This window comes from Streptomyces graminofaciens, from assembly GCF_030294945.1.
GTDB classification, from domain to species: domain Bacteria; phylum Actinomycetota; class Actinomycetes; order Streptomycetales; family Streptomycetaceae; genus Streptomyces; species Streptomyces graminofaciens.
The window spans coordinates 327,285-354,097 of the sequence record NZ_AP018448.1 but is presented as its reverse complement, the minus strand read 5'-3'; the positions used below and the strand labels follow the sequence as shown (position 1 = coordinate 354,097).

20 protein-coding genes and 3 pseudogenes are annotated in these 26,813 nt (G+C 68.2%); 18 read left to right on the top strand and 5 right to left on the bottom strand.

Going from position 1 to position 26,813, the window contains the following annotated elements; genetic code table 11:
• The first annotated feature begins 79 nt into the window (after positions 1 to 79).
• Positions 80 to 778, top strand: a complete 699-nt coding sequence (locus tag SGFS_RS01740; protein WP_286247045.1) for a TetR/AcrR family transcriptional regulator — start codon at positions 80 to 82, stop codon at positions 776 to 778.
• On the opposite strand, the gene SGFS_RS01735 is transcribed toward SGFS_RS01740, so the two are convergent.
• Positions 747 to 1,646: an alpha/beta hydrolase gene (locus tag SGFS_RS01735; RefSeq protein ID WP_286247043.1), complete on the bottom strand. Its 900-nt coding sequence runs from the start codon at positions 1,644 to 1,646 to the stop codon at positions 747 to 749. The genes SGFS_RS01740 and SGFS_RS01735 overlap by 32 nt on opposite strands.
• 490 nt (positions 1,647 to 2,136) lie before the next feature.
• Here SGFS_RS01735 and SGFS_RS01730 point away from each other — a divergent pair, with 490 nt between their 5' ends.
• Entirely contained in the window at positions 2,137 to 2,646 is a 510-nt protein-coding gene (locus SGFS_RS01730; protein ID WP_286247041.1) for an IclR family transcriptional regulator domain-containing protein, read from the top strand.
• Positions 2,647 to 2,674: 28 nt separating this feature from the next.
• On the opposite strand, the gene SGFS_RS01725 is transcribed toward SGFS_RS01730, so the two are convergent.
• The gene (locus SGFS_RS01725; RefSeq protein WP_286247039.1) at positions 2,675 to 3,052 is read right to left on the bottom strand and encodes a MerR family transcriptional regulator; all 378 of its coding nucleotides are present in this window, start codon (positions 3,050 to 3,052) and stop codon (positions 2,675 to 2,677) included.
• A 120-nt stretch (positions 3,053 to 3,172) separates the two neighbouring features.
• On the opposite strand from SGFS_RS01725, the gene SGFS_RS01720 reads away from it, so the two are divergent.
• Positions 3,173 to 4,096: an NADP-dependent oxidoreductase gene (locus SGFS_RS01720; protein WP_286247038.1), complete on the top strand. Its 924-nt coding sequence runs from the start codon at positions 3,173 to 3,175 to the stop codon at positions 4,094 to 4,096.
• Positions 4,097 to 4,308: 212 nt separating this feature from the next.
• Here SGFS_RS01720 and SGFS_RS01715 read toward each other — a convergent pair whose 3' ends face one another.
• On the bottom strand, positions 4,309 to 6,807 hold the full coding sequence (locus tag SGFS_RS01715) for a family 78 glycoside hydrolase catalytic domain (protein ID WP_286247036.1): 2,499 nt from the start codon (positions 6,805 to 6,807) through the stop codon (positions 4,309 to 4,311).
• A gap of 741 nt (positions 6,808 to 7,548) precedes the next feature.
• Here SGFS_RS01715 and SGFS_RS01710 point away from each other — a divergent pair.
• From SGFS_RS01710 to SGFS_RS01670, 10 genes and pseudogenes are all read left to right on the top strand, one after another.
• Complete coding sequence (locus SGFS_RS01710; protein WP_286247035.1) at positions 7,549 to 9,105, top strand: ABC transporter substrate-binding protein; 1,557 nt, start codon at positions 7,549 to 7,551, stop codon at positions 9,103 to 9,105.
• Positions 9,106 to 9,153: 48 nt separating this feature from the next.
• Complete coding sequence (locus SGFS_RS01705) at positions 9,154 to 10,095, top strand: ABC transporter permease (RefSeq protein WP_286247033.1); 942 nt, start codon at positions 9,154 to 9,156, stop codon at positions 10,093 to 10,095.
• The gene (locus SGFS_RS01700) at positions 10,092 to 11,882 is read left to right on the top strand and encodes a dipeptide/oligopeptide/nickel ABC transporter permease/ATP-binding protein (protein ID WP_286247031.1); all 1,791 of its coding nucleotides are present in this window, start codon (positions 10,092 to 10,094) and stop codon (positions 11,880 to 11,882) included. The genes SGFS_RS01705 and SGFS_RS01700 overlap by 4 nt, the downstream gene beginning before the upstream one ends.
• 56 nt (positions 11,883 to 11,938) lie before the next feature.
• Positions 11,939 to 12,775, top strand: coding sequence for an ATP-binding cassette domain-containing protein (locus SGFS_RS01695; RefSeq protein ID WP_286259730.1), 837 nt, complete (start codon positions 11,939 to 11,941; stop codon positions 12,773 to 12,775).
• Between the two features lie 77 nt (positions 12,776 to 12,852).
• Positions 12,853 to 13,449, top strand: coding sequence for a TetR/AcrR family transcriptional regulator (locus SGFS_RS01690; RefSeq protein ID WP_286247029.1), 597 nt, complete (start codon positions 12,853 to 12,855; stop codon positions 13,447 to 13,449).
• Positions 13,450 to 13,944: 495 nt separating this feature from the next.
• Positions 13,945 to 14,355 (top strand): annotated as a pseudogene (locus SGFS_RS51685) (transposase domain-containing protein); the annotation flags it as partial.
• A pseudogene (locus SGFS_RS51680) lies at positions 14,356 to 14,639 on the top strand (transaldolase family protein); the annotation flags it as partial.
• 247 nt (positions 14,640 to 14,886) lie between these two features.
• Positions 14,887 to 17,160, top strand: a complete 2,274-nt coding sequence (locus SGFS_RS01680; RefSeq protein WP_286247027.1) for an ATP-binding protein — start codon at positions 14,887 to 14,889, stop codon at positions 17,158 to 17,160.
• A gap of 523 nt (positions 17,161 to 17,683) precedes the next feature.
• Entirely contained in the window at positions 17,684 to 18,874 is a 1,191-nt protein-coding gene (locus SGFS_RS01675) for a chymotrypsin family serine protease (protein ID WP_286247025.1), read from the top strand.
• 385 nt (positions 18,875 to 19,259) lie between these two features.
• Entirely contained in the window at positions 19,260 to 20,432 is a 1,173-nt protein-coding gene (locus SGFS_RS01670) for a fructose-specific PTS transporter subunit EIIC (protein ID WP_286247024.1), read from the top strand.
• A gap of 394 nt (positions 20,433 to 20,826) precedes the next feature.
• On the opposite strand, the gene SGFS_RS01665 is transcribed toward SGFS_RS01670, so the two are convergent.
• Positions 20,827 to 21,009 (bottom strand): hypothetical protein, encoded by a 183-nt coding sequence (locus SGFS_RS01665; protein ID WP_286247022.1) that lies wholly within the window; start codon positions 21,007 to 21,009, stop codon positions 20,827 to 20,829.
• Positions 21,010 to 21,037: 28 nt separating this feature from the next.
• On the opposite strand from SGFS_RS01665, the gene SGFS_RS01660 reads away from it, so the two are divergent.
• Positions 21,038 to 21,646, top strand: a complete 609-nt coding sequence (locus SGFS_RS01660; protein WP_286247019.1) for a hypothetical protein — start codon at positions 21,038 to 21,040, stop codon at positions 21,644 to 21,646.
• 340 nt (positions 21,647 to 21,986) lie between these two features.
• On the opposite strand, the pseudogene SGFS_RS01655 reads toward SGFS_RS01660, so the two are convergent.
• A pseudogene (locus SGFS_RS01655) lies at positions 21,987 to 22,348 on the bottom strand (transposase); the annotation flags it as partial.
• Between the two features lie 279 nt (positions 22,349 to 22,627).
• Between SGFS_RS01655 and SGFS_RS01650 the strand changes: the two are divergent.
• The 4 genes from SGFS_RS01650 to SGFS_RS01635 all read left to right on the top strand — a co-directional run bounded on the left by SGFS_RS01650 (position 22,628) and on the right by SGFS_RS01635 (position 26,805).
• Entirely contained in the window at positions 22,628 to 23,275 is a 648-nt protein-coding gene (locus tag SGFS_RS01650) for a GntR family transcriptional regulator (protein WP_286247018.1), read from the top strand.
• A gap of 108 nt (positions 23,276 to 23,383) precedes the next feature.
• Positions 23,384 to 24,625 (top strand): cytochrome P450, encoded by a 1,242-nt coding sequence (locus SGFS_RS01645; RefSeq protein WP_286247017.1) that lies wholly within the window; start codon positions 23,384 to 23,386, stop codon positions 24,623 to 24,625.
• The gene (locus SGFS_RS01640; protein WP_286247016.1) at positions 24,622 to 25,482 is read left to right on the top strand and encodes an SDR family NAD(P)-dependent oxidoreductase; all 861 of its coding nucleotides are present in this window, start codon (positions 24,622 to 24,624) and stop codon (positions 25,480 to 25,482) included. Before SGFS_RS01645 ends, SGFS_RS01640 begins: the two co-directional genes overlap by 4 nt.
• Positions 25,483 to 25,668: 186 nt before the next feature.
• Complete coding sequence (locus SGFS_RS01635; RefSeq protein ID WP_286247015.1) at positions 25,669 to 26,805, top strand: thiolase family protein; 1,137 nt, start codon at positions 25,669 to 25,671, stop codon at positions 26,803 to 26,805.
• The last annotated feature ends 8 nt before the right edge of the window (positions 26,806 to 26,813 follow it).

The following is a 26,813-nucleotide window of genomic DNA, read 5'->3' as shown; positions in this document are numbered from 1 at the left end:
CGGACAGCCCTCTCCGGCTCGCTGAAGCCAGACTAGCACCCAAAATGGATAGGTCAATCCGATTGCTAGACTGGCCGGTATGACCCCTGGCTCCCAGCACCCCGACAACACCGCCGCCCAGCCGCTGCGCAGTGATGCCGAGCGCAACCGGGGGCGGATCATCGCAGCCGCACGCAGGGTGTTCGCCCGTGACGGCCTGAACGCCTCCATGGCGTCCGTGGCCCGCGAGGCCGGCGTCGGCATCGCCACCATGTTCCGCCGCTTCCCCACCAAGGAAGAGCTGGTCGCCGCCGTCTTCGCCGACCGCATGGATGCCTACGCCGACGTGGTCGCCACCGCCCTGGACGACCCCGACCCCTGGAACGGTTTCGTCGGCTACGTCGAGACCGCCTGCTCGATGCAGGCCGCCGACTACGGCTTCGCCGACGTGCTGACCACGTCCTTCCCCACTGCCAAGGCCATGGAGGGGCGCCGTAACGAGGCGCTCGAGGGCATGGTGCGGCTCATCGACCGGGCCAAGGCCGCGGGCCGGTTGCGCGAGGACTTCGACTCCTCGGACATCGTGCTGCTCCACATGGCCAACGCCGGTGTCGTCAACGCCACCGGCGGCGCCGCCCCCGACGCCTGGCGGCGTGTCGTCGCGCTGTTCATCCAGTCCTTGGAGGCCCCGGCCCGAGGCCCTCTGCCCGCCTCGCCCCCGCACGACGACCTCCACCAGGCCATGCTCCGTGCCAGGCCGGCCGTCCTCACCACGCCGGAACCGGACGCGACCGGCTGACCTCAGGTGGGTCCCGCCGTGGCTGGGTGAAGCGCGGCGGCAGCATGCCCGGAAAGGGTGACCAAGGCGGCACGTCCCGCAGGATGGGGCGCACGCACATCCGCGGTCCGAAGAGCCTGGCGAGGGCGCGGGACTCGTTGCAGGTGCGCATCGCACGCCAGCAGCGTTGCCCGCTCTCATCGCTTCGAACAGGAGGCTCCGGTGTTCTCAGCCGTCGCCTCGGTGCGTTCGTCCTCGCTGTGGGCGATCCGCCAGAGGAGGACGGCGACCGCGGCGCGTTGACGTCCGCCGGGCTTCGTGACCGCGCAGCATCGAGACGGTCGGTCTCGGAGCTGCCGGGGTCGCAGGCGATCCTCAGCGCGGCGCGGTGGAACGATCGGTCGCGGGCGAGCAGCGCGACGCCGGCCGCGAGTCCGCCGCCGGCACTGGTACCGGCGACGAGGAGACGCTCGGGGCTGATGCCGAGCTCCGCGGCGTTCTTGGCCGTCCACACCAGTCCGGCGTAGCAGTCCTCGACGGGTGCGGGGTCGGGGTGTTCCGGGGCCAGGCGGTACTCGACCGACACCACGACCGCGCTGCCCTCGATCACGAACGGGAGGAGCCCGTCCACGCCCGTGCGACGGTGCCCTGTGACCATCCCGCCGCCGTGTATGTAGAGGATGCCGCCCTTGGGGCCGCGGTCCTCGGCAGGGCGGAGGATCAGCAGCGTGATGTCCGGCGCGCCTTCCGGGCCGGGGACCTGGCGCTCTTCCACCCTTACCCGGCCGCCCGCCGTCAGGTCCACCGGCTCCATACCGGGAACCCCTTCGGCCACGGTCTGTCGGGCTGTCGCGAAGGTCTCATCGGACAAGTGCGGCAGGGCTGCCATCAAGGCCTCCGCGACGGGCGCCAGTTCCGCGTCGAAAGGCGGTCGGGTGGTTGTGGCGCCGAAGATTTCCGCTGCCGTCTGGTCTGCCTTTGTTCTCTCCTCCGGGAAAGGGCTGGGAACGAGTTCCTCCACTTTCGGATCCCGGACAACGCCGAGGAACCCGCAGATGGCGGTAGCTTCTGCTGCCCGCCCCGCCGTATGGCGGGTGGGCAGTCGGGCGAGGAATCTGGAGCGGGCGAGGAATCTGGAGCGGGCGAGGAACTGGAGCGGGTGACGAGAACCGAACCGCGCTCTCGGCTTGGGAAGGTGAGGGCCTCGTGTCGCCACCGGGATAGGCAGAGTCGGGTCGGCAGGGCCGGGGACACGGCGCATACGCGGCTTTCAGATCTTCGGACAGGACGAGCGCTGACAACATCAGGAATCGCTCAGGAACTGTCCAGGGTCCTGGTCTCGGCTGGCGGGCCGGCCGCCGTGCCACGCTGATGCGGAGGTGTCTTGGACCGGGTGGCGCGCATCAGCATGGAGACGATCGACACGAACAGCCCGAAGGCCTACTTCGACGAGGTCGTACCCGTCTCTCCCATCGGCTTCCGCTCGCACATGCTGCTCGGGGCCTCGGGGCCGGGCCTACATCGTTTTCTCTCCCGAGCGGGAGCGGGAAGCGGTCCTGCGCCGCCTCCGCGAGCACGACGCCCCCGGGAACGAGTACGCCCACGACGCTGGATGGCTGCGCCGTCTGCTGGCGACCACTCGGTCACGTGGGTACAGCGTGCGGGCACCGGAGTACGACTTCGACGGCCGCAACTCGATCGCCGTTCCGATCCGTGTGCACGGAGAGGTGCTGGGGTGCGTCATCGTGACCTGGCGCAGGACGGTCATGTCCGCACAGGAAGTGGCGCGTCGTCACCTGGATGACCTGCAGGACGCGGTGCGCCGGATCGAGGAAGAGGTCGCGGCTGAGGCCCCACGACGACTGGGCGGCCCCGGCGCGGGCGCGTGAGACCCGATGGTTCGTCCGTCGCCGCAGGTCAGTCGACCGCTGCCACCCGCAGCGCCTCGCGATGGGTTCGGGCAGTGCTCACCAGCGCGTCGAGAGCGTCCCGAGTGCGTACGAGGTCGGCGATGTGCCGGGTCAACCGGTCGTGCTCCTGCTCCATGCGCTCCAGCGCGGCGTCGGAGTTGCTCTCACTGGGTGCGTCGACGCACGGCAGCAGTTCCGTGATCGTACGGCTGGACAGCCCGGCGGCGAACAACCGTTGGACGAATTCGACCCGCTCCACGTCGATGTCCGTGTAGTGCCGCTGCCCGCTGGCACTACGGGTGCTGGTGAGCAGACCCTGCTCCTCGTAGTAGCGCAGGGAGCGGACGCTGACGCCGGAACGGGATGCCAGCTCGCCGATCCGCATGTCGCCCCCACCTTGTGACCCTCGACACGGGTCTTGCCTCTGACACCAATGTGAGGTTCTAGCGTAACGGTCGTGCCCGAGCCCCGGGCGTCATGGATCAAGAGAAATGGTGAGAGGCGTATGCGAGCGGTTGTCGCCCGGCGCTACGGCGGCCCCGAGGCCCTGGAACTGATGGAGATCGACAAGCCGGAGCCCGGTGCCGGATCGGTGCTGATACGGGTGAAGGCCGCGGGGGTCAACCCGGTCGACCGGCACGTCGTCGCAGGCCACCTCGACTCGATCCTGGAGGTGAGCCTTCCGCTGGTGCCGGGCTTCGACGTCGCGGGCGTGATTGAGGCCGTCGGCCCGGGCGTCACGGAGTTCTCCGCCGGTGACGAGGTTTTCGGCTACGTCCGGACGGAGCAGGTTCAGCACGGCACCTACGCGGAGTTCGTCGCCGCGCCCGTGCACACCATCGCGCGCAAGCCCGCGTCGCTGACCTGGCAGCAGGCGGCCGGCCTCCCGCTCGTCGGGCTCACCGCGTTGCAGTCGCTGTCCCGGGTGGGTGCCCGGTCGGAGGAGACGGTCCTGGTGCACGCGGCAGCTGGCGGTGTCGGTTCCGTGGCCGTGCAGATCGCCTTGGCCAGGGGCGCCCGGGTCATCGGTACGGCCAGCGAACGCAACCACGAGTTCCTGCGCTCCCTGGGCGCCGAACCCGTCGTCTACGGCGATGGCCTGGCCGAGCGCGTGCGGGAGCTGGCTCCCGAGGGTGTGGACGCCGCCGTGGACTGCGTGGGTGGTGACGCCGTGGTTGTCTCCCAGGAACTGCTGAAGGACCCCTCCCGGGTCGCCTCGATCGTCGACCCCGAGGTGACTCAGCGCGGCGGACACCAGGTATGGACGCAGCCCGATCCCTCGGACCTCGCCGCCCTCGCGAGCCTCGCAGATGCCGGCGACCTCACCGTCCACATCGACCGCGTGCTGCCCTTGGCGGAGGCCGCCGACGCCTTCCGCCTCAGCGAGACCGGACGGGTCCGCGGCAAGATCGTGCTTGAGATCGGCTGACCATGGGGGTGGTGCGATGAAAGGGGTGGTTCGTAAGCGCGGTCTCTTCCGTGCGGGAATCCTGGACCGGCTGACCGTCGGCAGTAACCTCACAGAGACCGGAACCGACTCGTACCGCCTTTCTCACACTTGTGCGCAGCAGGCAGCGACCAACACAGGGTGACCTGAGGTTTCACACTGAGACCTCGCCGGTGACTTCGACCATGACCTCGTCATCGATCTGCAGTGAAGGCCAGCCGGAGGTGCCCGGCGCCGTGCCGCCGCTCCTGCCCGTCGGGCAGCACCAGTACGTACGGCAACGGGCTGTCCACCTCGATGCCCGCGGCGTCGAATGCGACCGACAGCAGGCCTGCCGGAGTCGGCGCCGCGCCCTCGACCCGTTCCAGCAGGCCGTAGGCGGGGGCGACACGGGCACGGCCGAAGCCCGGTTCGCCTGGGGTGACGCCGAGGACGTGGGTGACCAGGTCGCGGGTGGGGGTCGAACTCCAGCCGTGGACCGGTGATCCCCAGTCCCAGCACTCACCGAAGGTGTCGTAGCCGTCGCGGAGGAAGGCGCTCCAGTCACGCATCGCACCGATCAGCTCGGCGGTTCTTCCGGCGACGGCCGCCGCGTCGTGGACCAGGTAGCTGAGGAAGGGCTGGGCCCGGACGACCTCTTCCTCGGCGTCCCAGTCGACGCGCCGGACACCGCGCAGTTCGTCCCCGATCTTCCGGTCGTCGTAGGCGCCGTCGCCACCGATCCAGGACCGGGTGACCAGACGCTCGGGGTCCATGACGCGGTCGATGATCCGCTGGTGGCGGTGCGTGGGAGCGAGACCCGAGACGATGGCGGCGGCGCCGGCCGCCTGGGAGGTCGCGGGCTGAGGTGTGCCTTGCACGATGTGGTCCAGGTAGGTTCCGCGCCGCTCGTCCCAGAACATCTCGAAGCCGTCGCGGACCCGCTCCCACAGGCCGTTCGCCCAGGCCGCGTCGCCGTGGTTGCCGAGCAGGACGCTGATGTCGGCGTATTCGCGCAGGCCCCGCGCCCACAGGGCGGTGACGACGGAACTCGCGCCGGTGGCGAACACGCTCGACCAGTCCACCAGGTTCCACTCGGGTACGTCGCTGAGTACGCCGTCGCCGGTGAAGTGGGGCAGGTACCAGGCCAGAATCCGCCGTGCGGTGGGGGCGAGTTCCGCCAGCAGGTCGCGGTCGGCGGTGTAGCGGTAGAGGTTGTGGACGCCGTGCAGCCAGTGCAGGGACCAGTCCGGGATGGTCGTACCACCGCTCTGCTCGATCTCGCCGACCACGCTCATCGGCAGGATGCCGTCCGGGCGCGGTGAGTTGCCCAGTTCCACGTACCGGCGGGCGAGCCGCCAGTCGGTGGAGGTGGTCAGGTGCACCATCTGGTGCACCACGCCATCCCCGACCCAGGCGCGCTGCTCGCGGGTCGGACAGTCGGTGAAGGCGTCGTGGGAGTTGAGCTCCACGGTGCGTACCCCGGCCGTGTAGAGGGCGTCCAGTTCGGGATCGCTGCTGCGGAAATACGCGTTCCCGGCGCGGGGGTAGAGGTGTTCCCGCACCTCGATCCCGTTGACGCGGACCGGGCCGTCGCCGCTGATCAGGGCGTGCAGATAGCGGAAGCCATTGACCTCCAGGGCCTCGAAACGGTCCGAGTGGCCACGGGCGGTGTATCGGGCACCGGTGTTCGGGGACGACATCGGCTCCGGCACACCGGGTCTGTGCGGTGACTCCCGGTACATCAGGTCGACCCGTGTGCCCCGAGGCGCGTCCAGGTCAACCGTCAGGAAGCCGCAGACGATCCGCCCCATGTCGACGACCAGGTGCTGGTCTTTGCCCGGGCCGGGAGCCAGTTCCACCGGGAACACGGCCGTGGTGGGAGCCGGACACGACGGATCGCCGAGGTGGGCGCGGACTCGGGCGACCGGATGAGGATGGACCGCCGCGGTCTCGGCCGACGGGGCCGCCGCGACCATGGCCGGGGTGAGCCGGGCACCGCCGAGCGGTCCGATCGGGCGGGGGAGGAGCGGCCCGTAGGGGTCGGTGGGCGGCCGACTTCGGGCCAGGGCGCCCATGTGGAGGGCGGGGGTGATGTGCGCGGGGCGCCAAGCGGCATCGGGCGCTCCGGTCTTCCAGTCGTGGGGAAGCATGCGCGCGTCGAGGCATTCGACGGGGAGGCCGTCGATTCCTTCGGCGGCGGCGATGTGCCAGGCGCCGGGGTCCAGCACCTGCCAGGTGTCGTCCGTCACCAGCAGCCGGTCACCGAGATCCGCTTCGAGGACGAGCACCGCGTCCCGGCCGAGGGTCGCGTTCGCGACGGCCGGCTGCCAGAAGGAGTTGGCCTGGCCGTAGTAGGTGACCAGGACGACCAGGGTGTTCTCGCCCTGCCGTGCGAGCGGCGCCAGATCCAGATCGTCGTAGTGCAGCCGCCGGGGCTGCGAACGTACGGGGCCGCGCCCGGCCTCCGCTCCGTTGAGGTGGACGACGTAGCGGGCGTCGGCGGTGATCCGGGCCGGTATGGAGTCCGGCACCGCAGTCAGGGTGAACGACGTGCGGAACAGATACCGGCCGAACGGGGCGCGGGAGACCGGGTGGCCGAAGCCCGCCAGTTCGGGTTGTTGCGCCTTCGGCCCGATCCAGTGCCCCTGCCAGGACGGGTCCCGCAGGACCACGGGGGAGGTGCGCGAGGGAGACGGGACGGCAGCGTGCATGGCGCACCTTTCAGGACAGCCTCGTCAGGACAGGTGAAGCAGGCACAGTAGAGCACACCTCCCAACTAGTTGGTAGGGGACGTGGCAGGGCTTTGCAGGGAGGAAGGCCGAACGGAGTCCAGACTTATGAATCGATTCACACCTGCCCGTCGGCCTGACGGAGGGGGTGGAGGTATGCCCAGACCCCCACCCCGTCGACGTGTCGACGATTGCCCTCGTGGCGCGGCTTTTGGGGGCCTGCTGCAGGCTCGTGCGGCTGGAAAACGCCTACTTTGGCGCGCTCCATTCGGTGCCTGAACGGTGGCCGCATTGCGGTCTGAGAGGTTAAAACGTTTCAGGCAGAGGGCTTGCCTGTGTCCGCTGGGGCAGCTACGTTACGGCCACATCTCGCACCGGCAGGATCGGCTGAGCGCGAGCTGTCGGTGGGGTCGACAGGTCCGCGAGCGGCACGTCCGCCCGTCCGGGTCGCCCACGCTTCGCTATCGCGTTTCGCCGCATCAGGGGACCCCTCATGTCCGAACGCCAAGAAGTCTGAACCCGAACCGGCACCCTCCACGGGTTGCTGTGGAGTCCGGCCGGTAGGCCGGAGCGCCGCCCTGTCCTGCCGCCGGTCCCGCCTTTCGCTTCGGGTGTCTCCCGGCACCCGCCGGGTGGGCCGCCGTCGGCGGTTTCGATCCGCACCCGTCCGACCCGACCTCGTCAACCTTCCTCTATACGTTTACCAATGCAAAGGAGCATTTCATGGTGGGCATGGATCGCCGCTCGTTCGGCAAGGGCATGCTGGGACTCGGCTTCGGGGCCCTCGTGGCGGGATCGGCGGTCGGCTGCACCAGCGCGACCGGCGCCGCCGGCAGCGGTACCGGCGGCACCGCCGGATCGAAGACGCTGAGCCTGGCGCTCGACATGGCCTACGGCTCATTCGACCCGGCCAAGCAGCAGAGCGCCTTCTCCCTCGTCCTGCCCTGGCAGGCATGCTTCGACACGCTGCTCAGATACGAGCCCGACGGCACCGTCTCCCCGAACGCGGCCGAGAGCTACACGTTCAACGACGACAAGACGGAACTGACCCTCGTGATCCGCTCCGGGATGAGGTTCACCGACGGCTCGGCGGTCGACGCAGCCGCGGTCAAGGCTTCGCTTGAGCACATGAAGAATGGTGGGGGTTCCGACGCCGGCCGTCTGGCCGACGTCACCGTCACCGTCAAGGACGCCTCGACGGTGGTGCTGACCACACCGAAGCCGAAGGGGCTGCTGCCGACGTTTCTCTGCCTGGCCCCGGGCATCATCTCCAGCCCGAAGTCGCACACCGCCAAGAACCGCGACACCACTCCCGTCGGCTCCGGCCCGTACAAGCTGGACGCGGCGGCCACCACCACGGGCTCCACCTACACCTTCGTGCGCAACGAGGACTACTGGAACAAGGCCGCGTACGCCTACGACAAGATCGTCATGCGGCAGATGACCGACATCACCGCCCGGGTCAACGCCCTCAAGTCCGGTCAGATCAATGCCGCTCCGATCAGCTCGCAGACCACGACCGAGGTCCAGTCGTCCGGCCTGACCCTGCTGAAGAACGAAGTGAACTGGGCGGGGCTCTTCCTCGGCGACCCGGAGGGCAAGGTCATCCCCGCGCTGAAGCACGTCGAGGTGCGCCGGGCCATCAACATGGTCTTCGACCGCCAGGCGATCCTGAAGGCGCTCTTCCAGGGCCAGGGCAAGGTCACCAACCAGATCTTCCACAACGGCAGCCCGGCCTATCTGGCCGGCCTGGTCGACCGCTACGCGTACGACGTGGCGAAGGCCAAGAAGCTGATGAAGAAGGCCAGCTACGCGGACGGCTTCAGCTTCGAGCTCCCCGCCATCCCCGGCCTGGAGTTCGCCACGCCGCTGATCACCCAGCAGCTGGGACTGCTGGGCATCAAGGCCAAGCAGGCGAAGATAGCCGCCAACCAGGTCCTCCCCGCGCTGTTCAGCGGCAAGTACCCGATCTTCTTCACCTTCATGGAGTCGCGCACCCCGCTGTGGGACCTCGTCCAGACCGTGGCGCCCGAGGCGGTCTGGAACGTCACCCACACGGCCGACCCCCGGCTGCAGCGGCTGCTGGACAAGGCCCAGGTGCTCGACGGCGCCGCGGCCGCCGAGAACGCACAGGCGGCCAACGAGTTCCTCGTCGAGCAGGCCTGGTTCTGCCCGTGGGTGCTGCCGACCAACTTCTACGCGACGGACAAGACGACGTCCGCGCGGCCGTACCTGGGCAGCGTCGTCCCGTATCTGCGGAGCTTCAAGCCGGCCGCCTGACAGGCGGCCGGCGGAAGAACGAGGAAGTACAGCGAGGAAAGGGAAACCATGCTGAGGTTCGCGGTGCGGCAGCTGCTGTCGGGCATCGTCCTCACGGTCGTTGTCACAGCTGTCACCTACGCGCTGGTCTTCAGTGACGGCACCGGGATCGCCCGGCGCGTGCTGGGCCAGAGCGCCACCCAGGCACAAGTCACCGCCAAGGTCACGGAGCTAGGTCTCGACCAGCCTGTAGCCGCCCAGTACCTCACGTGGCTCGGGGGGCTGGTCCGGGGAGATCTGGGCGCCAGCTACTTCACCGGCGAGCCGGTGACGAACATGCTGGCCACCCGGGTCCCCGTGACGCTGGCGGTCATCGTGCCCGCGCTGCTGTTCACCATGATCCTCAGCGTGCTCGTCGGGGTCACCGCCGCCGTGCGCGGCGGCGGGCTGGACCGCTTCCTTCAGGTGGCAGGCGTCGTCGGGGCCGCGATCCCGAACTTCGTGGTCGCGATCGTGCTGGTTTTCGCCTTCGCGATCGCCCTTCGGGCCTTCCCGGCCACCGGCTACGTCTCGCCGGACATCGATCCGGTCGGCTGGGCCCGTTCGCTGGCCCTGCCGGTGCTGGCCGTACTGATCGGTTCGGTCGCCGGGGCCGCCCAGCAGTTCCGCGGAGCCGTCATCGACGTTCTGGAACAGGACTTCGTCCGCACGCTCCGGTCCCGGGGCATCAGCGAGCGAGCCGTGATCTTCCGCCATGTGCTGCGCAACGCGGCCGGACCGGGCCTGACGATCCTCTCGCTCCAGACGGTCGCCGTGATGGGCGGCGTCGTGATCATCGAGCGGGTTTTCGCCCTGCCGGGCATGGGGCTGCTCGCCAACGATTCCGCGGTTCAGGGCGACATCCCGGCCGTCATGGGATCGGTGCTGTTCAGCATCGTCGTCGTCCTCATCGTCAACATCGCCGTCGACCTGTTGGTCGGCTGGCTCAATCCGAAGGCGCGCGTGTCATGACGGTCAAACGACTATTGCGCAATCCCCTGGGCCTGGTCGGTTCCGTGGCACTCCTGCTGATCGTGCTGTTCGGCCTCTGCTCCTCCTTCCTCGCTCCGCACGACCCGAACGAGGCACGGCTGGAGCTGACCAACGCTCCCCCCATGACCAGCGGCTACCTGCTCGGCGGTGACCAGTCCGGACGGGACGTCCTGTCCCGGCTGATGCACGCCACGCTCGGAACCCTGACCGCCTCCTCGGTCATGTTGCTGGTGGCGCTGGTGCTCGGAGTCACCTCCGGCCTGGCCGCCGGCTACTTCGGCGGCCGTCTCGACACCGTGGCCTCCTGGGTGTCCAACACGGTCATGGCACTTCCGGGCCTGGTGCTGCTGATCGCGCTGTACTCGGTGATCGGGCCGTCGACCCTGACCTCGATGGCGGTGTTCGGTGTGCTGATCGCCCCCTCCTACCACCGGCTGGTCCGCACGCTGGTGCTCGGCGTACGGCGGGAGCTGTACGTGGACGCCGCCAAGGTGGCGGGCCTGACCGACGCACGGATCATCTTCCGGCACGTGCTCCGCGCCGTCCGGGCACCGGTCGTCGTGCAGAGCTCGTTCGTCCTGAGCGCGGGCATCGCCATCCAGGCCGGACTGGAGTTCCTGGGACTCGGCGACCCGACGGCGCCCTCTTGGGGCGGAATGCTCCAAGACGCGTTCAACAACATCTACGTGGCTCGGCTCAACGTGCTCTGGCCCGCGCTCCTGATCACCGCGACCACCCTGTGCCTGGTGCTCGTCGGCAACGCGCTGCGGGACGTCCTGCAGACCGCGCACACCCAGGCCCGGCCGCTGCACCCCAAAGCGGTCGCGCGGCTGCGTGCCGACCACCGTCTCTCCGCCGGGAGTATCGAGTCCGAAGCCGCTGTGAGGTCCATCGCCTCCGACTCGGTGTCGACAGCTGCCTCGGGGTCCGCCGTCTCCGACTCGGTGTCGACGGACGTGCTGCTGAGCGTGCGTGACCTGGTTATCGGATATCCCACCACTGACGCGCGGCTGAAGACTGTCGTCCACGGCGTCAGCCTGGAGCTGCGGCGCGGCGAGGTCCTCGGCCTCGTCGGCGAGTCGGGCTCGGGCAAATCGCAGACGGCCTTCTCCGTCCTCGGCATCCTGCCGCGCCAAGCGGTCGTCCTCGGTGGTGCCGTCACTTTCGACGGCCTCGACCTGCGCGACGGCAAGGTCCTGCGCGAGGTGCGAGGCAAACGCATCGGCTATGTGCCGCAGGAGCCGATGTCGAACCTCGACCCGTCGTTCACCGTCGGCGCGCAGCTCAGCCACGGCCTGCGAGCCGTCAAGGACATCAGCAGGGCCCAGGCACGCCGGGAACTCACGGAACTGCTCGGCCGGGTCGGCATCAAGGACCCGCGACGCACCTTCGACGCCTATCCCCACCAGATCTCCGGCGGTATGGCGCAGCGCGTCCTGATCGCCGGTGCCGTCGCCGCCGAACCGGACCTGATCATCGCGGACGAGCCCACCACCGCCCTGGACGTCACCGTGCAGGCCGAGGTGCTCGACCTGATACGCGCCCTCCAGCAGGAACGTGGGATGGCAGTCCTCCTGGTGACGCACAACTTCGGCGTCGTCGCCGACATCTGTGACCGCGTCAGTGTGATGAGACAGGGAGCCGTAGTGGAGACCAACGACACCGAGAGCCTGTTCCACGCGCCGCGGGAGGCGTACACGCGGACGCTGCTCGATTCGATGCTGGACGGCTCCGTCGTCCGCGAGCCCTGGACGAGGTCGGCATGAACGAGCACGGCGTGAACGAGCACGGCGTGAACGAGCACGGCGTGAACGCGTGCCGGATGGACGAACCCGGCATGAACGACGACGCGCTGCTGAGCGTCTCGGATCTGCGGGTCGCCTATCCGGGGCGGGGGTGGCGGTCCCGGCCCGTTGAGGTGCTGAAGGGCGTCTCTCTGAACATCCGGCCCGGTGAGACGCTCGGTCTGGTGGGCGAGTCCGGCTCCGGTAAGACCACGGTTGGCAGGGCCGTTCTGGGCCTCGCGCCGGTGACCGGCGGATCGATCAGGCTGGGCGGGGTCGAGTTGACCACGCTGAGTACGAAGGAGCGCCGCCGCACCGCTCAGAACGTCCAGGTCGTCTTCCAGGACCCCTACTCCTCGCTCAACCCGTCCATGACCATCGAGGAGATCCTGATCGAACCCCTGCTCCGGCAGGGCCGGGAGACGGGCCGTGACCGGGTGCGCCGACTGCTGGACCGGGTCGGGCTGCCCGCCGACGCCGGGCAGCGGCTCGCGAGGGAGTTCTCCGGCGGCCAGCGGCAGCGCATCGCCATCGCCCGGGCGCTGGCCCTCAGGCCCGGACTGATCGTCTGCGACGAACCCACCAGCGCGCTCGACCTGTCCACCCAGACGACGGTGCTGGACCTGTTCCTCGAGATCCAGCAGGACACGGCGTGCGCCTACCTCTTCATCAGCCACGACCTGGCCGTGGTGCGCCGGATGAGCCATCGGGTCGCGGTGCTGCTGCACGGCGAGATCGTCGAGGAGGGAGACGCCGACCAGGTGTGCGATCGGCCACAACACCCGTACACCCAACGCCTGCAGTTGGCCGCACCCGTGGCCGATCCCGTACGTCAACGTGAGCGCCGACTGGCCCGGCAGCCAGTCCGACAGTGAGCGGCACGGCCGGGGAGCCCGGACCGGCGTGGAACCCTGCACAGCTGTGATTGATCAGGCCCATATCATGGAGCGACATGGACAGAAACGGCCGCTCCGGCGGCGGATCCGGCGCCGGGCGCGAGCGCATCCTGAAGGCGGCGCTGGACGTGTTCTCCGCGCGCGGTTTCCGTGCCGGGAGCCTCAATGACATCGCCGAGGCAGCAGGCCTGACAAGGGCCGGACTGCTCCACTACTACCCGAACAAGCAGGCCGTCCTGCTGGCTCTGCTGGAGCAGCGGGACGCCGAGTTGCACGTCGTGCAGCCTGACCTCGGCCTGACGTTGCTGGAAATCCTGGAGAACCTGGACGCGTTCACCGCTCAGGTGGTCGGCGACCGGGCGCTTGTCCAGCTCGCGCACATCCTCACGGCGGAAGCCTCGGGTGAGGAACACCCGGCCAGGGAGTGGGTGGCCAGGCGGTACGCGACCCTGCGCGGTGTATTGGCGGATGCGGTACGGCGCTCCATCGAGGTCGGCGAGCTGCGTGCGGACGTGGACCCCGAGGTTTTCGCCGCACTCGTCCTGGCTGTCGGCGAGGGAGCGGAGAACCAGTGGCTGGTGAACCCGGAGGCCGTGGATCCGGTGATGGTCACCCGCCAACTGCGGCTGCTGTGCGAAGCAGCCCGACCCTGATCCCGCGCCACCGGCAGCGCGCGCCGGACAAGCCAGGCGAGCCTTGAGGAATGCGCCTGGCTTCAGAAGACGTATCTCAACAATCATGGAACGTGCGGGTCGAACAGGTTTCTCGCTGGGGCGATTTTCCCGTTGTGCGCGCATGAAGGACCTCTCGGTAGCTCGGGGATGCGAATCTGACCGAGCAATGTGTGGAGGCCCTAGTGTCGTTGTTGTACGCGGTCGAGCCCGTCCAGTTCAACTCGGCTGCACCATCGCGTGATTGCCCCACGCATGTGTACGCCAATGCGGCCGATCATCCGGGCCGGGTGCACCGGTAGCTGTCGGACATGACGGACGCGGAGTGGGCAGCCGGAAGGCCATTGTCACCTCCAGATGCTGGACCAATGCCACGAAGTTAAGAGCCCAGCGGCGGTGCCAAGCGTGGAGGGAGGCAGAAGGGGACTCTGCTATCCAGGGGATCGACCAAGATCTTCCTGAGAAAGCGGCGGCCCAGTGGCTCAGTCTGTCACGGGCGGAACCGATGACGTGTTCGCGCCTGGTCATGCCGGTGAGTTAACGCAGGTCATCCCGCCCGAGTTGGTAGATGCGGCACTGGACGAGAGCGGGGCTCGCGAGCGACGACTTCGGAGCCTCCCCTCTCGCGGCGGGGTGTACTTCGTGCTCGCGCTCGGGCTGTTCGAGCATCTGGGCACCGGACTGGTGTGGAGCAAACTCGGGGCCGGCCTGGCCGCCCGGGTGCCGCAGCCTTCGGAGAAGGCACCTTGCGATCTGCGTCGGCGGGTCGGGGTGGCCCCTCTCGAGCGGCTGTTCGACGTGTTGGCCGGCGCGCTGGCCCAGCCATCAACACCCGGAGTGCACTGCCGCACGGTGGCCTTCGACGGCTGCGGGAGCCTGTCCGTCCCCCGCGAGCGGATCACCTCCGGGAATCTCGCCGAGCTGATCGCCAACCGGTACGTCGTCGGTGTCACCACGTCCCCTGCCATCTTCCAGGTGGTGATCCCGGCTGCGGTTGTGAGGACAAGAGGGCCGACCTCGCCATCCGAGGCGAGGAAGCCGTGCGCAAGATGACCACCGCCGACGTCCGTGATGCCGCCGACATCCTGCGCCCGGTCCACGACCGCACCGGAGGTCGCGACGGCTGGGTGTCCATCGAGGTCGACCCGTGCTTCGCCGAGAGCACCGAGGCGCCCCCTCACCAGTCCTGTGACTGGTGAGAACTCAGTCACAGCCCGCGCCTGGGGCCTATGGACCACTGGATACTGTTCAGTGGCATAAACGCGACCGTGTCCGATCTGCCGCGGATGGGCACGGTCGCTGGGGTACGTACGGCATCGGGCCTGCGCCCCAACCGCCCGCAACGAAGCGTGCTGCCACCGCAGACAGGCGTCCTTGGTGCTCCAGGACGATTGCGAGCCGTTGGAAGGCGAGAAGGTCGTGACCATCCGGACATCAGACGTGGGGAAACTGCCCGCGACCCTGACCACGTTCGTGGGCAGGCGCCACGACCTCGCCGAAGTGCGCGACCGGCTGGGGACGACGCGGCTGCTGACGCTCACCGGCGCGGGCGGGGTGGGCAAGACACGCCTGGCGCTGGAAGCGGCCGCCGCGTCGGCGGCGGAATTCGCGGACGGTGTGTGGCTGGTGGATCTGGCGCCGGTACGGGACCCGTCGCTGGCGGCGAACGTCACGGCGACCGCGCTGGGGATGCCGGACCTGGGCACCGGACCGGTCATCGACCAACTCGCTGCCTTTATGACGCACCGCCGGGCGCTGATCGTGCTGGACAACTGCGAACACCTCGTCGACGCCTGCGCCGATCTGGCCCACGCGCTGCTGTCGGCCTGCCCGGCGCTGCGCATACTGGCGACGAGCCGCCGGGCGCTGGGAGTCTACGGCGAGCGGGTCTTCGCTGTTCCTCCGCTGGAGCCCGACGACGCGGTGGAGCTGCTGCGGGACCGGGCCACCGCCGTCCGCCCGGAGTTCCAGATCACCGACGGTAACCGCGCCCAGGTCCGCCGACTGTGCGACGACCTGGACGGGCTGCCGCTGGCCATCGAGCTTGCCGCGTCCCGGCTGCGGACCCTCACCGTCGACGAGGCCGTGAACCGGCTGGAGAACCGCTTCGGACTGCTCACGAGCGGCAGCCGGGTCGCCCGGCCGCATCAGCGGACGCTACGCGCGTTGATCGACTGGAGTCACGAGCTGTGCACCCCCGACGAACGGCTGTTGTGGCACCGGCTGTCGGTCTTCGCCGGCGACTTCGGCCTGGACGCGGCCGAGGCCGTCTGCGCGGGCGACGGCATCGGCCGGGACGAGGTACTCGATCTCCTCGATCGACGGGTCGTTCAGTCGATCGTGGTGCCCACCGAGCGCGAGGGCCTGCCGCGCTACCGGCTGCTGGAGACCATCCGCCAGTACGGGCGGGACCGGCTCGCTGAATCCGGCCAAGAACAGCAGACACTACAACGGCACCACGATTTCTATTTGGCCCTCGCCGAGCGCAACGCCGACGGCTGGTACGGCCCCGGCCAGCAGGAGAGCCTGACCCGGTTGCGTGCGGAGCATGCCAATCTGCGCGCGGCGCTGGTCCAGGGCGGCGACACGCAGGCCACCCTGGCGCTGGCCACCGCGCTGCGCTTCCACTGGTGCGAGGGCGGATTCCTCGGTGAGGGACGCCGCTGGCTCGACCACGCGCTCGCCGCCGCACCCGACCCCACCCGGGCCCGGGCCAGGGCGCTGTGGGTCGCCGCCTGGGTGGCGGTGCTGCAGCGCGATCACGCTTTGGCGTACCGGTGGCTGGACGAGGCCGCAGAGCTGGGCGAACAGCTGGACGACCCGGTGGTGTGCGCCCACGTCCAGAGCCTGCGTGGCGCGTTGGCGTTGTTCGGCGGCCGGCTGGAGGAGGCTGTGTCCTTGTTGGAGGAAGCGGCAGCCGCTCATAGCGGGACAGGCGAGGAGATCGGGATGGCCCACGCGCTGGCTCTGATGGCTATCGCCCAGTACCACCTCGGGGATCCACGCATCACGGAGACCTGCAGGCAGGCGCTCGCCCTTGCCGCGGAGCATGACGGGCGGTTGGTCCGCGCATTTGTGCAGTGGGCGCTCAGCTACGACGCGTGTAGGCGCGGCGACCTGGCGGAGGCTGCGGCACGGCTCCGGGCCGCGCTGGAGAACGAGCAGGGCTTCAACCACTACATCAGGGTCGGCGTGATGCTGGAGCAGCTTGCCTGGGTCACCGCCGCGGGCGGTGACCACAAGCAGGCGGGGCGGTTGCTGGGTGCCACGCGTGTCCTGTGGCGGGACCTCGACGCATCCATCTCGGCGTTCGGCCCGCACACGGCCGAGCAGCACGACCGGTGCGAGGAGGAAGTTGTACGGGCCCTGGGCCCGGCGGCTTACGAGAAGGCCCTCGCGGAGGGCGGCCGCCATCGCGGCCCCGACGAGGCCATCGCCTACGCCCTGCGCCCCTGGCCCGAGCCCGTCGCCACGACTCCCGCCACTCCTGTCCCAAGCCCGCTGACCCCCCGGGAGCGGGAGGTGGCCGCGCTGGTGGCCAAGGGCATGAGCAACCGGCAGATCGCCACAACACTCTTCCTCTCCCCGCGCACGGTGGACCGCCACATCGACAACATTCGAGCCAAGCTCCGGTTCAGCCGCCGTACCCAGATCGCGGCATGGTGGGCGGCGAACCAGCTACCCAATTCCTGAGTATCCGCAAAAACACCCATGGTGCGCCGGCGGTCGCGCACCAATGATTGCTGCAACCCACCAAGGCGGAACCGAGTCACCCCTGAGGCAGCTCCTGGTCCCTCCTTCATGCTGCGGCTCGGCCCCACACAAGGGTCTGCCGTCGGCGGTGGCGGCTGTCACATTGGCTGGACGCGGCAGCGCATAGGTCGAAAGGGTAGGCGTAATTCGCCTGAAGGACAGCACACCCAAAAGGTGTGAGGCGACTTTCGCGCAGGATGGGGGGATTTCACCGGACGAGGAAATTCCGCGCCGGTGCCCTTCTGACGTCAAGCCGTGAGGGTCGTCGGGTCCCCGAATGCGAAGGCCTGATCATTCGACGTCGAGGGATCGCATGCATCTCTGATTTTTCCAGACCAGATCCGAGAATTGCATTGTGAAACGTTTCAATGCACGAGTCACATGGTTCGAATTCTCGATTGACGCTCTAGCGGAAAGAAAGATGAAAGTGAGAGCATCCATGAAATCGAAGAGACTCGCCAGAATGGCGATCGGGGCCGCAGTCGTCGCGGTATCCCTGGCAAGCCCGACCCCCTCATGGGCGGCTGATGAGCCGGCCGCAGCAGCGGCGAAGAAGCCGAGCCAGGCCCAGTGGGAGGAACTGGACAAGGTCGCCAAGAAGCACTCCGCTTTCGGCGTGTTCGGTGTCACGAGTGACTCCGGTCCGGTACTGACGTTGCCCGCGGGCGCGTCTGCCGACGAGAAGGTCAAGGTGGTGGCGGAGGTCCCGGATGGGATCCAGGTCACCGTCAAGACCAGCAAGTTCACCAAGAACGAGGTGGACAAGATCCAGAAGGGGATTGGGGAAGCCAAGTGGCACAAGGATGCGAAGAAGTATGGCCTCGGCGCGTTCTATGACGGCGAGAAGGACACGGTGGTGGTCAACACCGACGCCCCCGAAAGCATCAGGGAAGCACTGAAGAATTCCTATGGCGACAAGATCCAAGTGGTCCAGTCGCGCTTCGAACAACAGGCCACGCGATTCGACGACTATGAGCGGTTCTACGGAGGGGCCTCGATCCACAACAACCATGGGACCTGTACGGCCGGATGGAAAATTCGGGCGGTCAATCCCGACAACGGCCAGTCGGCCGATATGCTGACCACTGCGGGGCACTGCTTCCTGAACAACGAACTCGTCCAGAACAGCGGAAGCAACCGCTGGATGGGGTGGGTCAAGAGGTTCGGGGGGACTTACGGGGGAGGTGACCTCGAAGCATTCGTCGGTTACCAGTACTCCAACCACATCTACACCGGCGGTTACTACAGCAGCACATCGAACATGCAGACCGGGAGCCTTTCGGGCATGTACACCGGCCTGCACGTCTGCGTGAGTGGGCAGACGACGTACAACCACTGTGGCCACCCCATCGCGTCCACCAACTATGGCTTCAGCTGGTATGACCGCAACGGCCATTCCCACTACAACAACAGTGCGGACGGCTTCACTTACAACCGGGGTGGAACCAACAACAACGGCACGCTCACCGCGGCCGGTGACTCGGGTGCTCCCGTCCATGTGCCACACGACCAATACACCACGAGTGCCACCGGCAGCCACTCCGGCCTTGTCTCGTGGTACGAGGGCGCCTGCGGTTGTACGCAGTACCGGATGTACGGGGTCAAGGCGCAGTTCGTCCATGACAAGTGGGGTGGCAGCGTATCCACCTCCTAATCGCCGCGGCCAGCGGGGCGTAAGCAGCCAGGTGCGGCCCTTACCGACGGGCGTGGCACCGAGGGTCGGGCCGCCAGGCACTGCCGCCCCTCTCCGGTCCGGCGGACCGGGGAATGTCTGAGCGCCACCCGGCAGGTCATCGTGGGCGACAGACCGGGCAGTGGGTTCGGCGTGGCCCCAGCAGACGGGTGTCGGCTGCTCTTCACGGAGCGACCGGCACCCGCCCCCAGACCCACTCCGTGTGCCACCGCCCCCACGTCCGCTGCAATGCCCTCCTCCCCGCGCTCCGTCAGGTCCCCAAACATCCCAGTTCTTCTCGACACACCCACCCGTAACACCCCGAGCCGTCCTGCTGGGCGGTACCGCACAACCCTGGAGCTTGATCTTGTCCCCCACCTCGTCCGTCTCCCCGGCACCGATGGACCAGTACGCCGCACCCGGCCGCCGTGCGGTCACCAGGCTCGGCCTGTGGCTTGCTGCCGGTACCGGCCATCTGGCCACCCTGACCGCCCTCGGCGGCCTGCTGGTCGCCCTCGCCTACGCGATCGGGGGCTGGGGGATCACCGCGTTGTCGGTCAACGTCACGGGCCAGGGATTCTCCTGGCTGCGATCTGACAGCTGGGCCGTGGCACTGCTGCAGACCGGCAACATCACCCTGGATCTCCTGGGCCTCGCCATCGCCCTGTACACCGCCTACGGCATCGCCGGCCGGCCGGCCGTGATCCCCGCCTTCGCCAGTGGCCTGGCTGCGATGACCATGGAGACCGGCTATCTGGGCGGTCTGGCCGCCGGCGTGATCGCCGGCGTCACCACCCGGGCACTCCAGCGGATCAACGTCCCGGCCAGATGGCGACCTCTCATGGTTGACGCGGCCATCCCGATGGTCGCCACCCTGTTCACCGCGGTCGTGTTCTTCCGTGCGCTCGTCGCCCCCCAAATCGCCCAACTCGACGCGTGGCTCTACGACAAGCTGGTCACACTCGAAGTCACCGACCACCACGTCGTGCTCGGTCTGGTGCTCGGCCTGATCGTGTGCTGCGACTTCGGCGGGACCGTCCAAAAGGCCGCCTTCGCCTACGCCCTCGGGGGCATCGGTTCGTACGTCCCTACCCCGGCCCACATGACGTTCATGGCCGTGGTGGTGGCGGCCGGCATGGTTCCGGCACTGGGCATGTCGCTGGCCACCGGGGTACGCCGCAAGCTGTTCACCGAGGCCGAGCGGAACTACGGCAAGGTGGCCTGGCTGCTCGGTGTGGTCTCCGCCCCCGTAGGCGCGGTCCCCTTCGCGCTGCGCGACCCGCTGCGGGTGATCCCGGCCTCCATGGCCGGAGGCGCCGTCACCGGCGTGCTGATCATGACCTTCGGCTCGACCATGGCCGTCCCCTACGGCGGCTTCTTCGCCGCCGGTCAACTCGGCAAGCCGCTGCTGTTCACCGCCGCCGTCGCCGCCGGCGCCCTGGTCACGGCAGGCGTCGCGGGCGCGCTGAAGAGCCTGCGCCGCACCGCACCGGCCACCGCGACCACAGGCGCTCGCCCAAAGATGTCCGTTGCTGTCTGAGCCCCTTCCGGGCATAGTCCATGCGGCAAGTGCCTGGGTGAAGCCAGGCCCTTCCGCCCACTGCCGTCATTTCTCCGCGACCCACAGCGCCCCGCCCTTTCTGACGGAACGGCGGCACCTGACCTGACAGGAACGCCTGTCGCCGGCTTTCCGGCGCGCTGCGAAAACCGTCAGACCTTATTAAGCGGCCAGGGCTGGAAATCGCCGCACTGCCCGAATTCCCCGCAGGATGGGGAGCCGCGTTTCCCAGCACCGGCCCTGGACGTGCCGCGCCCCGCGCGACCAAGCGCGGCTGCACCGGATACCGCCATCAGCGGAACTCGACCGAGCGCCTGAACGACCGATGCCGGGCCCGTTCGCCCCATAGGGAGGCGCCGCGAGCGGAAATATGGGTTCAGAAAAAGCAGAATTGATGCGAGCCAAGAAAGTCTTGTGCATCGATGGGCTGGGCCCAACAATAGAAAGCAAGCCAGCTTTCCTGGAATATCGAGAAATCGGCTCGGCGGCCACCAATCACCAATGTGCCCCGGATGAAATAATCTGCGGCCTGAAAGAACACGGCGAGGTTGAATAACATGAAGCGAAAGATGTTCAGGGCGCTCCTGGTGGGCGGCCTCGTGTCTGCGTCAGTCGCGGTGGGCATCGCCCCGTCGTACGCAATCATTGAAGACCCGACGAACGCGGGGATCAGTGACGAGGACTGGGCCAAGTTCGTACAGCTCGGCGACTACAACGGCGCCCTCGCCGAGTTCGTGGACGACGACGGCGTGCCAGAGATGTTGTTCCCCGCTGGATCGACCGCCCCTGCCAATCTGCAGTATCCCGCCGACTGGACGCCGTGGACCACCTTCGGCCTCTACGCTGCATGGGACAGCCAGTTCACCGGCATGACCGAGATCTCGGCGATCGAGGACAACGCCGTCACGACGATACTGAACGCCGGTTTCGACGCCGGAGCATCCTTCAACCCGGAAGAGGACACCGTGGTGGTGGTCACCTCGGCACCGTCATCGGTCACAGCTCCCCTTGTCACCACCTACGGCGGCAAGATCCGCATCATTGCGGGGAGCGGCGCCGCGCAGTCGGCCGCCGGTGGCACGTCAGACGATTCCCCGAAGAAGCACTCCGGCAAGAAGCACGCCAAGAAGTACTTCACCAAGAAGGAGGCGTCCGCCAAGCCCGTCAGGAAGGCACCCGCACCCACCGGAAAGTGATCCTTTCGGTAGCCGATCTCAGGTGACGCGTTCACTACGGTACTTGCCGGCATGACGGCAGCGGCCCCTCGTGATGCACGTCCCGCCGAGTGGATGACCACTACAGCGTGGCCCGCGATTGCAGGAGTCACACCGACACACCGTAAGTCCTACGAGAGCCAGCCTCGATCGTTCACGAGTCCCCGTCAGCCTGCTGCTTGCTGACGGGGACTTTGTGGCTGCGTGGTGGCGTCTTTTCGGGGCTGGGGCAGGCTGAGGGCCCGGCTCTCGCGTCGGGTGGGCGCCGGGTTCCACTCGCCGGTGCGGTGGTGCGGGTTGGTGAGATGGTCGAAGTGGCTGGTCAGCCGGGGTTCGGCAAGGTGTGGAGCCGGTCGATCGCGTGGGTGATGACGTCGGTCCAGGGCCATCGGGCGGTGAAGCGGAGCCAACGACGGCGTCCGGTATGCACGAGCTGGGCGGCGGAGAACAGGCGCAGGCGGAAGCCGTTTGGGTTTCCCAGCGGCGGCTTTGGCCGGTCAGGGCGAGCATCGCCATCCAGGCGAGGAGGTCGAGTGCGAGGGAGACGATCTCCAGCCAGATCCGGTTCTTTGCGATCTCGTGCAGGGGAAGGTTCCGCAGGCCGGTGTCGCGGGCGTTTCGGACGCGGTCCTGACAGCGGGCCCTTCGGCGCTGGCGTAGTTCGAGGTCCGCGAGCTGGCCGCCTTGGCCAGTGGCCTGGCCGCGATGACCATGGAGACCGGCTACCTGGGAGGTCTGGCCGCCGGCGTGATCGCCGACGTCACCCCCCCCGGCAGTCGTCGCCCGCACTTATGCACATGGATCTCGGCGGCCCTGATCATTCGCACAGTTGCCGTGTACAAGAAGGTCCCCTCTGCCCCATTGACGATGGCTCCCGGCACACGGCACTCTGTATTCCGTCATACAAAGTTCATCCCTGGGAAGCAGAGGTGTGACGTGGCCGGGTCTGGACTCGATCTTCGGGTGACGCAGGACAAGCTCGTACGGGACAAGGTGGTCGACGCGCTGCGCCGGGCCATCCTGGACGGGGCCCTGCAGCCTGGTCGCAGACTCACCGAGCGCGAGTTGACCGAGCTCACCGGAGTGAGCCGCACGTCCGTGCGGGAGGCGCTGAGGCGTCTCCAGGCCGAAGGGCTGGTCGAGGAGTCGCCCAGCCGAGGACTGCGGGTGACCACTCCGACCGCGGAGGAGATCGAACAGATCTATGAGATCCGCGCCGAACTCGAACCGCTCGCGGTGCGCTTGTTCGTCGAGCGTGCGACCCAGGAAGAGGTCGACGAACTCGCCTCCGTCACCCAAGAGTTGAACCCGGGGGGCGACGCCAACAAGGACGTGCTGGACCGCTTCGACGGGATCTTGCTCGCCGGCTGCCGCAACCCCATGCTGGCGGAACTGCTCGGCGGCCTTTACGGCCGGATCCACGCCCTGCGCCGCATCTCGGCCGCCACCCCCGGCCGTATGGCCGTCACCAAGCAGGAGTACGCCGATCTCATCGACGCCGTCCGGCGCCGTTCCGCTGCCGACGCGGCGGAGGTGGCTCGTCGGCACGTCTCCGCGGCCAGAGCGTCCGCCAAGGTCGCGATGGGCCTGCTCAAGCTGGAAGCCGACTGACGGATTCGAGGACGGCTGCCCCTGAGCGGCTCATGGACCAGAAACCCGAAGACACCGAAGAAGCCGAGGAAGTCGGCAAGAACACCAAGAGCACAAGGAAGTGCGGAAATGAGTACGGACACCATCGCCCCGGCGATACCTGACCTGTCGGACCCGGCGACCTTCGCCTCCGGCGTACCCCATCAGACCTTCGACGCGGTCAGGCAACTGCCGGGGCTGTACTGGCAGCCGGCCAAGGCGGGCACGCTCAACGGCGGCTTCTGGTGCGTCACCCGGCACGCCGACATCGTCGAGATCGAGCGGAACCCTGAGGTCTTCAGTTCCCAGTGGGGGCCGTTCTTCCCGACCCTGCCCGCGCCGCATCCCGAGTTCAGCCACAACATCATGTACAACGACCCGCCGGAGCACAGCCGGCTGCGCCGGGCCGCCGCCCGTTCCTTCGGACCGCGGGTCATCGCCAACTTCGACACCTGGGTCCGCGAGATCGTCGTGGAGGTGCTGGAGGACATCACCGTCCACGGCGAGGTCAACTGGGTGGGCGACGTAGCGGCCATCGTCCCGTCCCGCGTCATCGCACGGGTGATCGGCGTGCCGCACCGGGACCGCCAGCGCATCGTGGACTGGACCCTCACGATCTTCGACGCCGCGGAGCAGCCCAACGGCGGCGAGTCCATACTGGCGCTGCTCCCGGACGTCCACGCGTACCTGGAACAGTTGCGCATGGACAAGTTGCGAGACCCCCAGGACGACTTCGCCACCGTGCTCGCCCAGTGCGCCGAGCGCGGTGAGATCAGTCAGCCGGAGTACCTGCACTATCTCACCCTGCTCCTCATCGCCGGATTCGAGACGACGCACACGGTCATAGCCCAGTCGATGCGACTGGTCCTGGACGACCCGCAGATCGCCGATGCCGCCGACCGGGCCGTCGCCGCCGACAACCTGGGTGGGCTGGTCGACGAGTTTCTGCGTTACGTCACCCCGGCCATGAACATGGCTCGCACGGTGACCCGTGACGTCGACTTCCACGGCACGCGGATGCGCAAGGGCGACCTGGTGCAGATGTTCTTCACCGCCGCCAACCGCGACCCGGCCGTCTTCGCCGACCCGCACCGCTTCGACCCGCTGCGGACCTCGAACGAGCACATGGCGTTCGGTAACGGTCCGCACCACTGCATCGGCAAGAACCTCGCCAAGCTCGAACTCAAGATCCTCTTCGAGGAGATGCACCGCCGCGGTATCGCCATCGCCCTGAACGGTGAGCCCAGGCGCGGTTGGAGCACCTTCATCAACAAGCTCCTGTCCCTGCCCGTCACCGTCACCACGACCGGCCGCCAGGAGGCCCGCCCATGACCACTCTGACGGATGCTGTCGTCGTCGTGACCGGAGGGGCAACCGGTGTCGGACTGGCCCTCGCCCGCGAAGCCGCAGCACGCGGCGCCCGAGTGATGATCGCCGATGTGGAGGACGCGGGCGCGGCGGTGGAGAGCCTGCGGGCCGACGGTGCCACAGCGGACTGGCTGCGGACCGACACCTCGGACTACTCGCAGGTCAAAAGGTTGACTGAGGCCACCGTCGAGCGGTTCGGCACCGTCAACGTGGTGTGCAACAACGCCGGCATCGGTGTGGCCGGTGCACTCCAGGACGTGGACCCGGGCGAGGGGAAACGTCTCTTCGACGTCAACGTGCTGGGCATGTTCCACGTCGTCCACGCGTTCGCCCCGCTGCTGAAGGACACCGCCGCGCGAGGCGGACCGGCGTACGTACTGAACACCGGTTCCGAGCACTCTCTCGGCGTTCCGCCTCATGTGATGCCCATGAGTACGTACACCGCGTCGAAGTACGCCGCGCTCGGCCTCACCGACACGGCACGCCGTGACCTGAAGGACTTCGGCGTCGGAGTCTCCCTCCTCGCCCCCGGCTGGGTCCGCACCGAGAGGGTCAGCGCACTCGTCGCCGCCGATCCGCATGCGGCCGCCGCTATCGAACCGTTCGCCCAGGAGCCCGCTGTGGTGGCCGGTATGGCGTTCGACGGCCTGCTGAAGGGCACGGCGATCATCGCGACCAACCCGCACAGCCGTGCCTTCGCCATGGAGCACGCCCGCGATCTCATGGCCGACATCCAGGCGCTTCCCCTCCTGGACGGTCCGGACGACCACGCTCACAGCGGCACGGGCGACGCGTCCAAGTGCCCCTTCTCCCAGGGCTGAGCAGAACCCTTCACCGTCCGCGCCACCCCACGCGTGGCAGTCGGCTCCAGGGTCACCCGCCCCCTCAGATTCTCCGTTTCACCCCTCACCTTTCCGCGATCGGCGGCCGCGCAGCGGAAACCGCGCCATGACGGCCCATCGCGTCACTCCGTCATTCCTGGAATGACCAGAACTCAGGACTGAACCATGCCTGAACGAAGGCAAGTGGCGATCGTCGGCGTCGGCCAGACCGACTTCGGCGCCCTCTACGCCAACAAGGACGCGCACCGCGACGCCTACGCCCTCGGCGCGCAGGCCCTGCGCCTCGCGCTCGACGACGCCGGCCTGCGCAAGGACGAGGTCGACGGCCTCCTCACCGCCCGCATCCACTACGAGCACGGCGCACATGTGCTCGGCATCCCCAGCCCCCGTGTCATCAACGCCCTCGAGGGATCGGGCCGCATGAGCGGCGTCGCCGTCCAGCACGCCGTCTCCCTGATCGAGACCGGACAGGCCGATGTCGTGGCCTGCGTCTACGGCAACAACGGCCGTTCGGTGAAGATGACCTACGGCGGCGCCTACACCGACAGCCCCACCACGCGCTACGACGCGATGTACGGCATGACGTCGCCAGGCGCGTACGTCGGCATGATGTACCGCCGCTACGCGCACGACTACGGGGTGCCCGACGGCGCCCTCGCGCCGATCGCGATCAACAACCGCCGCAACGCCGCCCTGAACCCCGTGGCCGTGATGCGCGAGGAGATCACCGAGGAGCAGTACCTCGGCGCCCGCTACATCGCCGACCCATTGCGCCTGTACGACTACTGCATCATCAACGACGGCGGCGTCGCGCTGATCCTCACCACCCTGGAGAAGGCCCGCGACCTGGCCAAGCGGCCGGTACGAGTGGCGGCCACCGCCGCACGTGCCAGCGTCAGCAACTACTACACCAGCACGGACTTCTTCCACTCCGCCTCCCAGGACGTGGCTCGGCGCGTGTACACCGCCTCGGGCTACGGCCCGCAGGACATGGACTGCCTGCAGATCTACGACAACTTCACCCCCACCGTCCTGTTCAGCCTGGAGGGCTTCGACCACGCGCCGCGTGGCGAGGCATGGAAGTGGGTGACCGGCGACCGCATCGCGCGCGACGGCGAGATGCCGGTGAACACCGCAGGCGGACACACCGGCGAGAGCTACATGCAGGGCTGGGGACACCACGTCGAGGCCGTGCGCCAGATCCGCGGCGAGGCCGGCCCCCGACAGGTGACGGACTGCAACGTCGCCCAGTACATCTGCGCCTCACCCATCACCACATCGCACATCCTGGTCGGGGAGTGAGCACACCC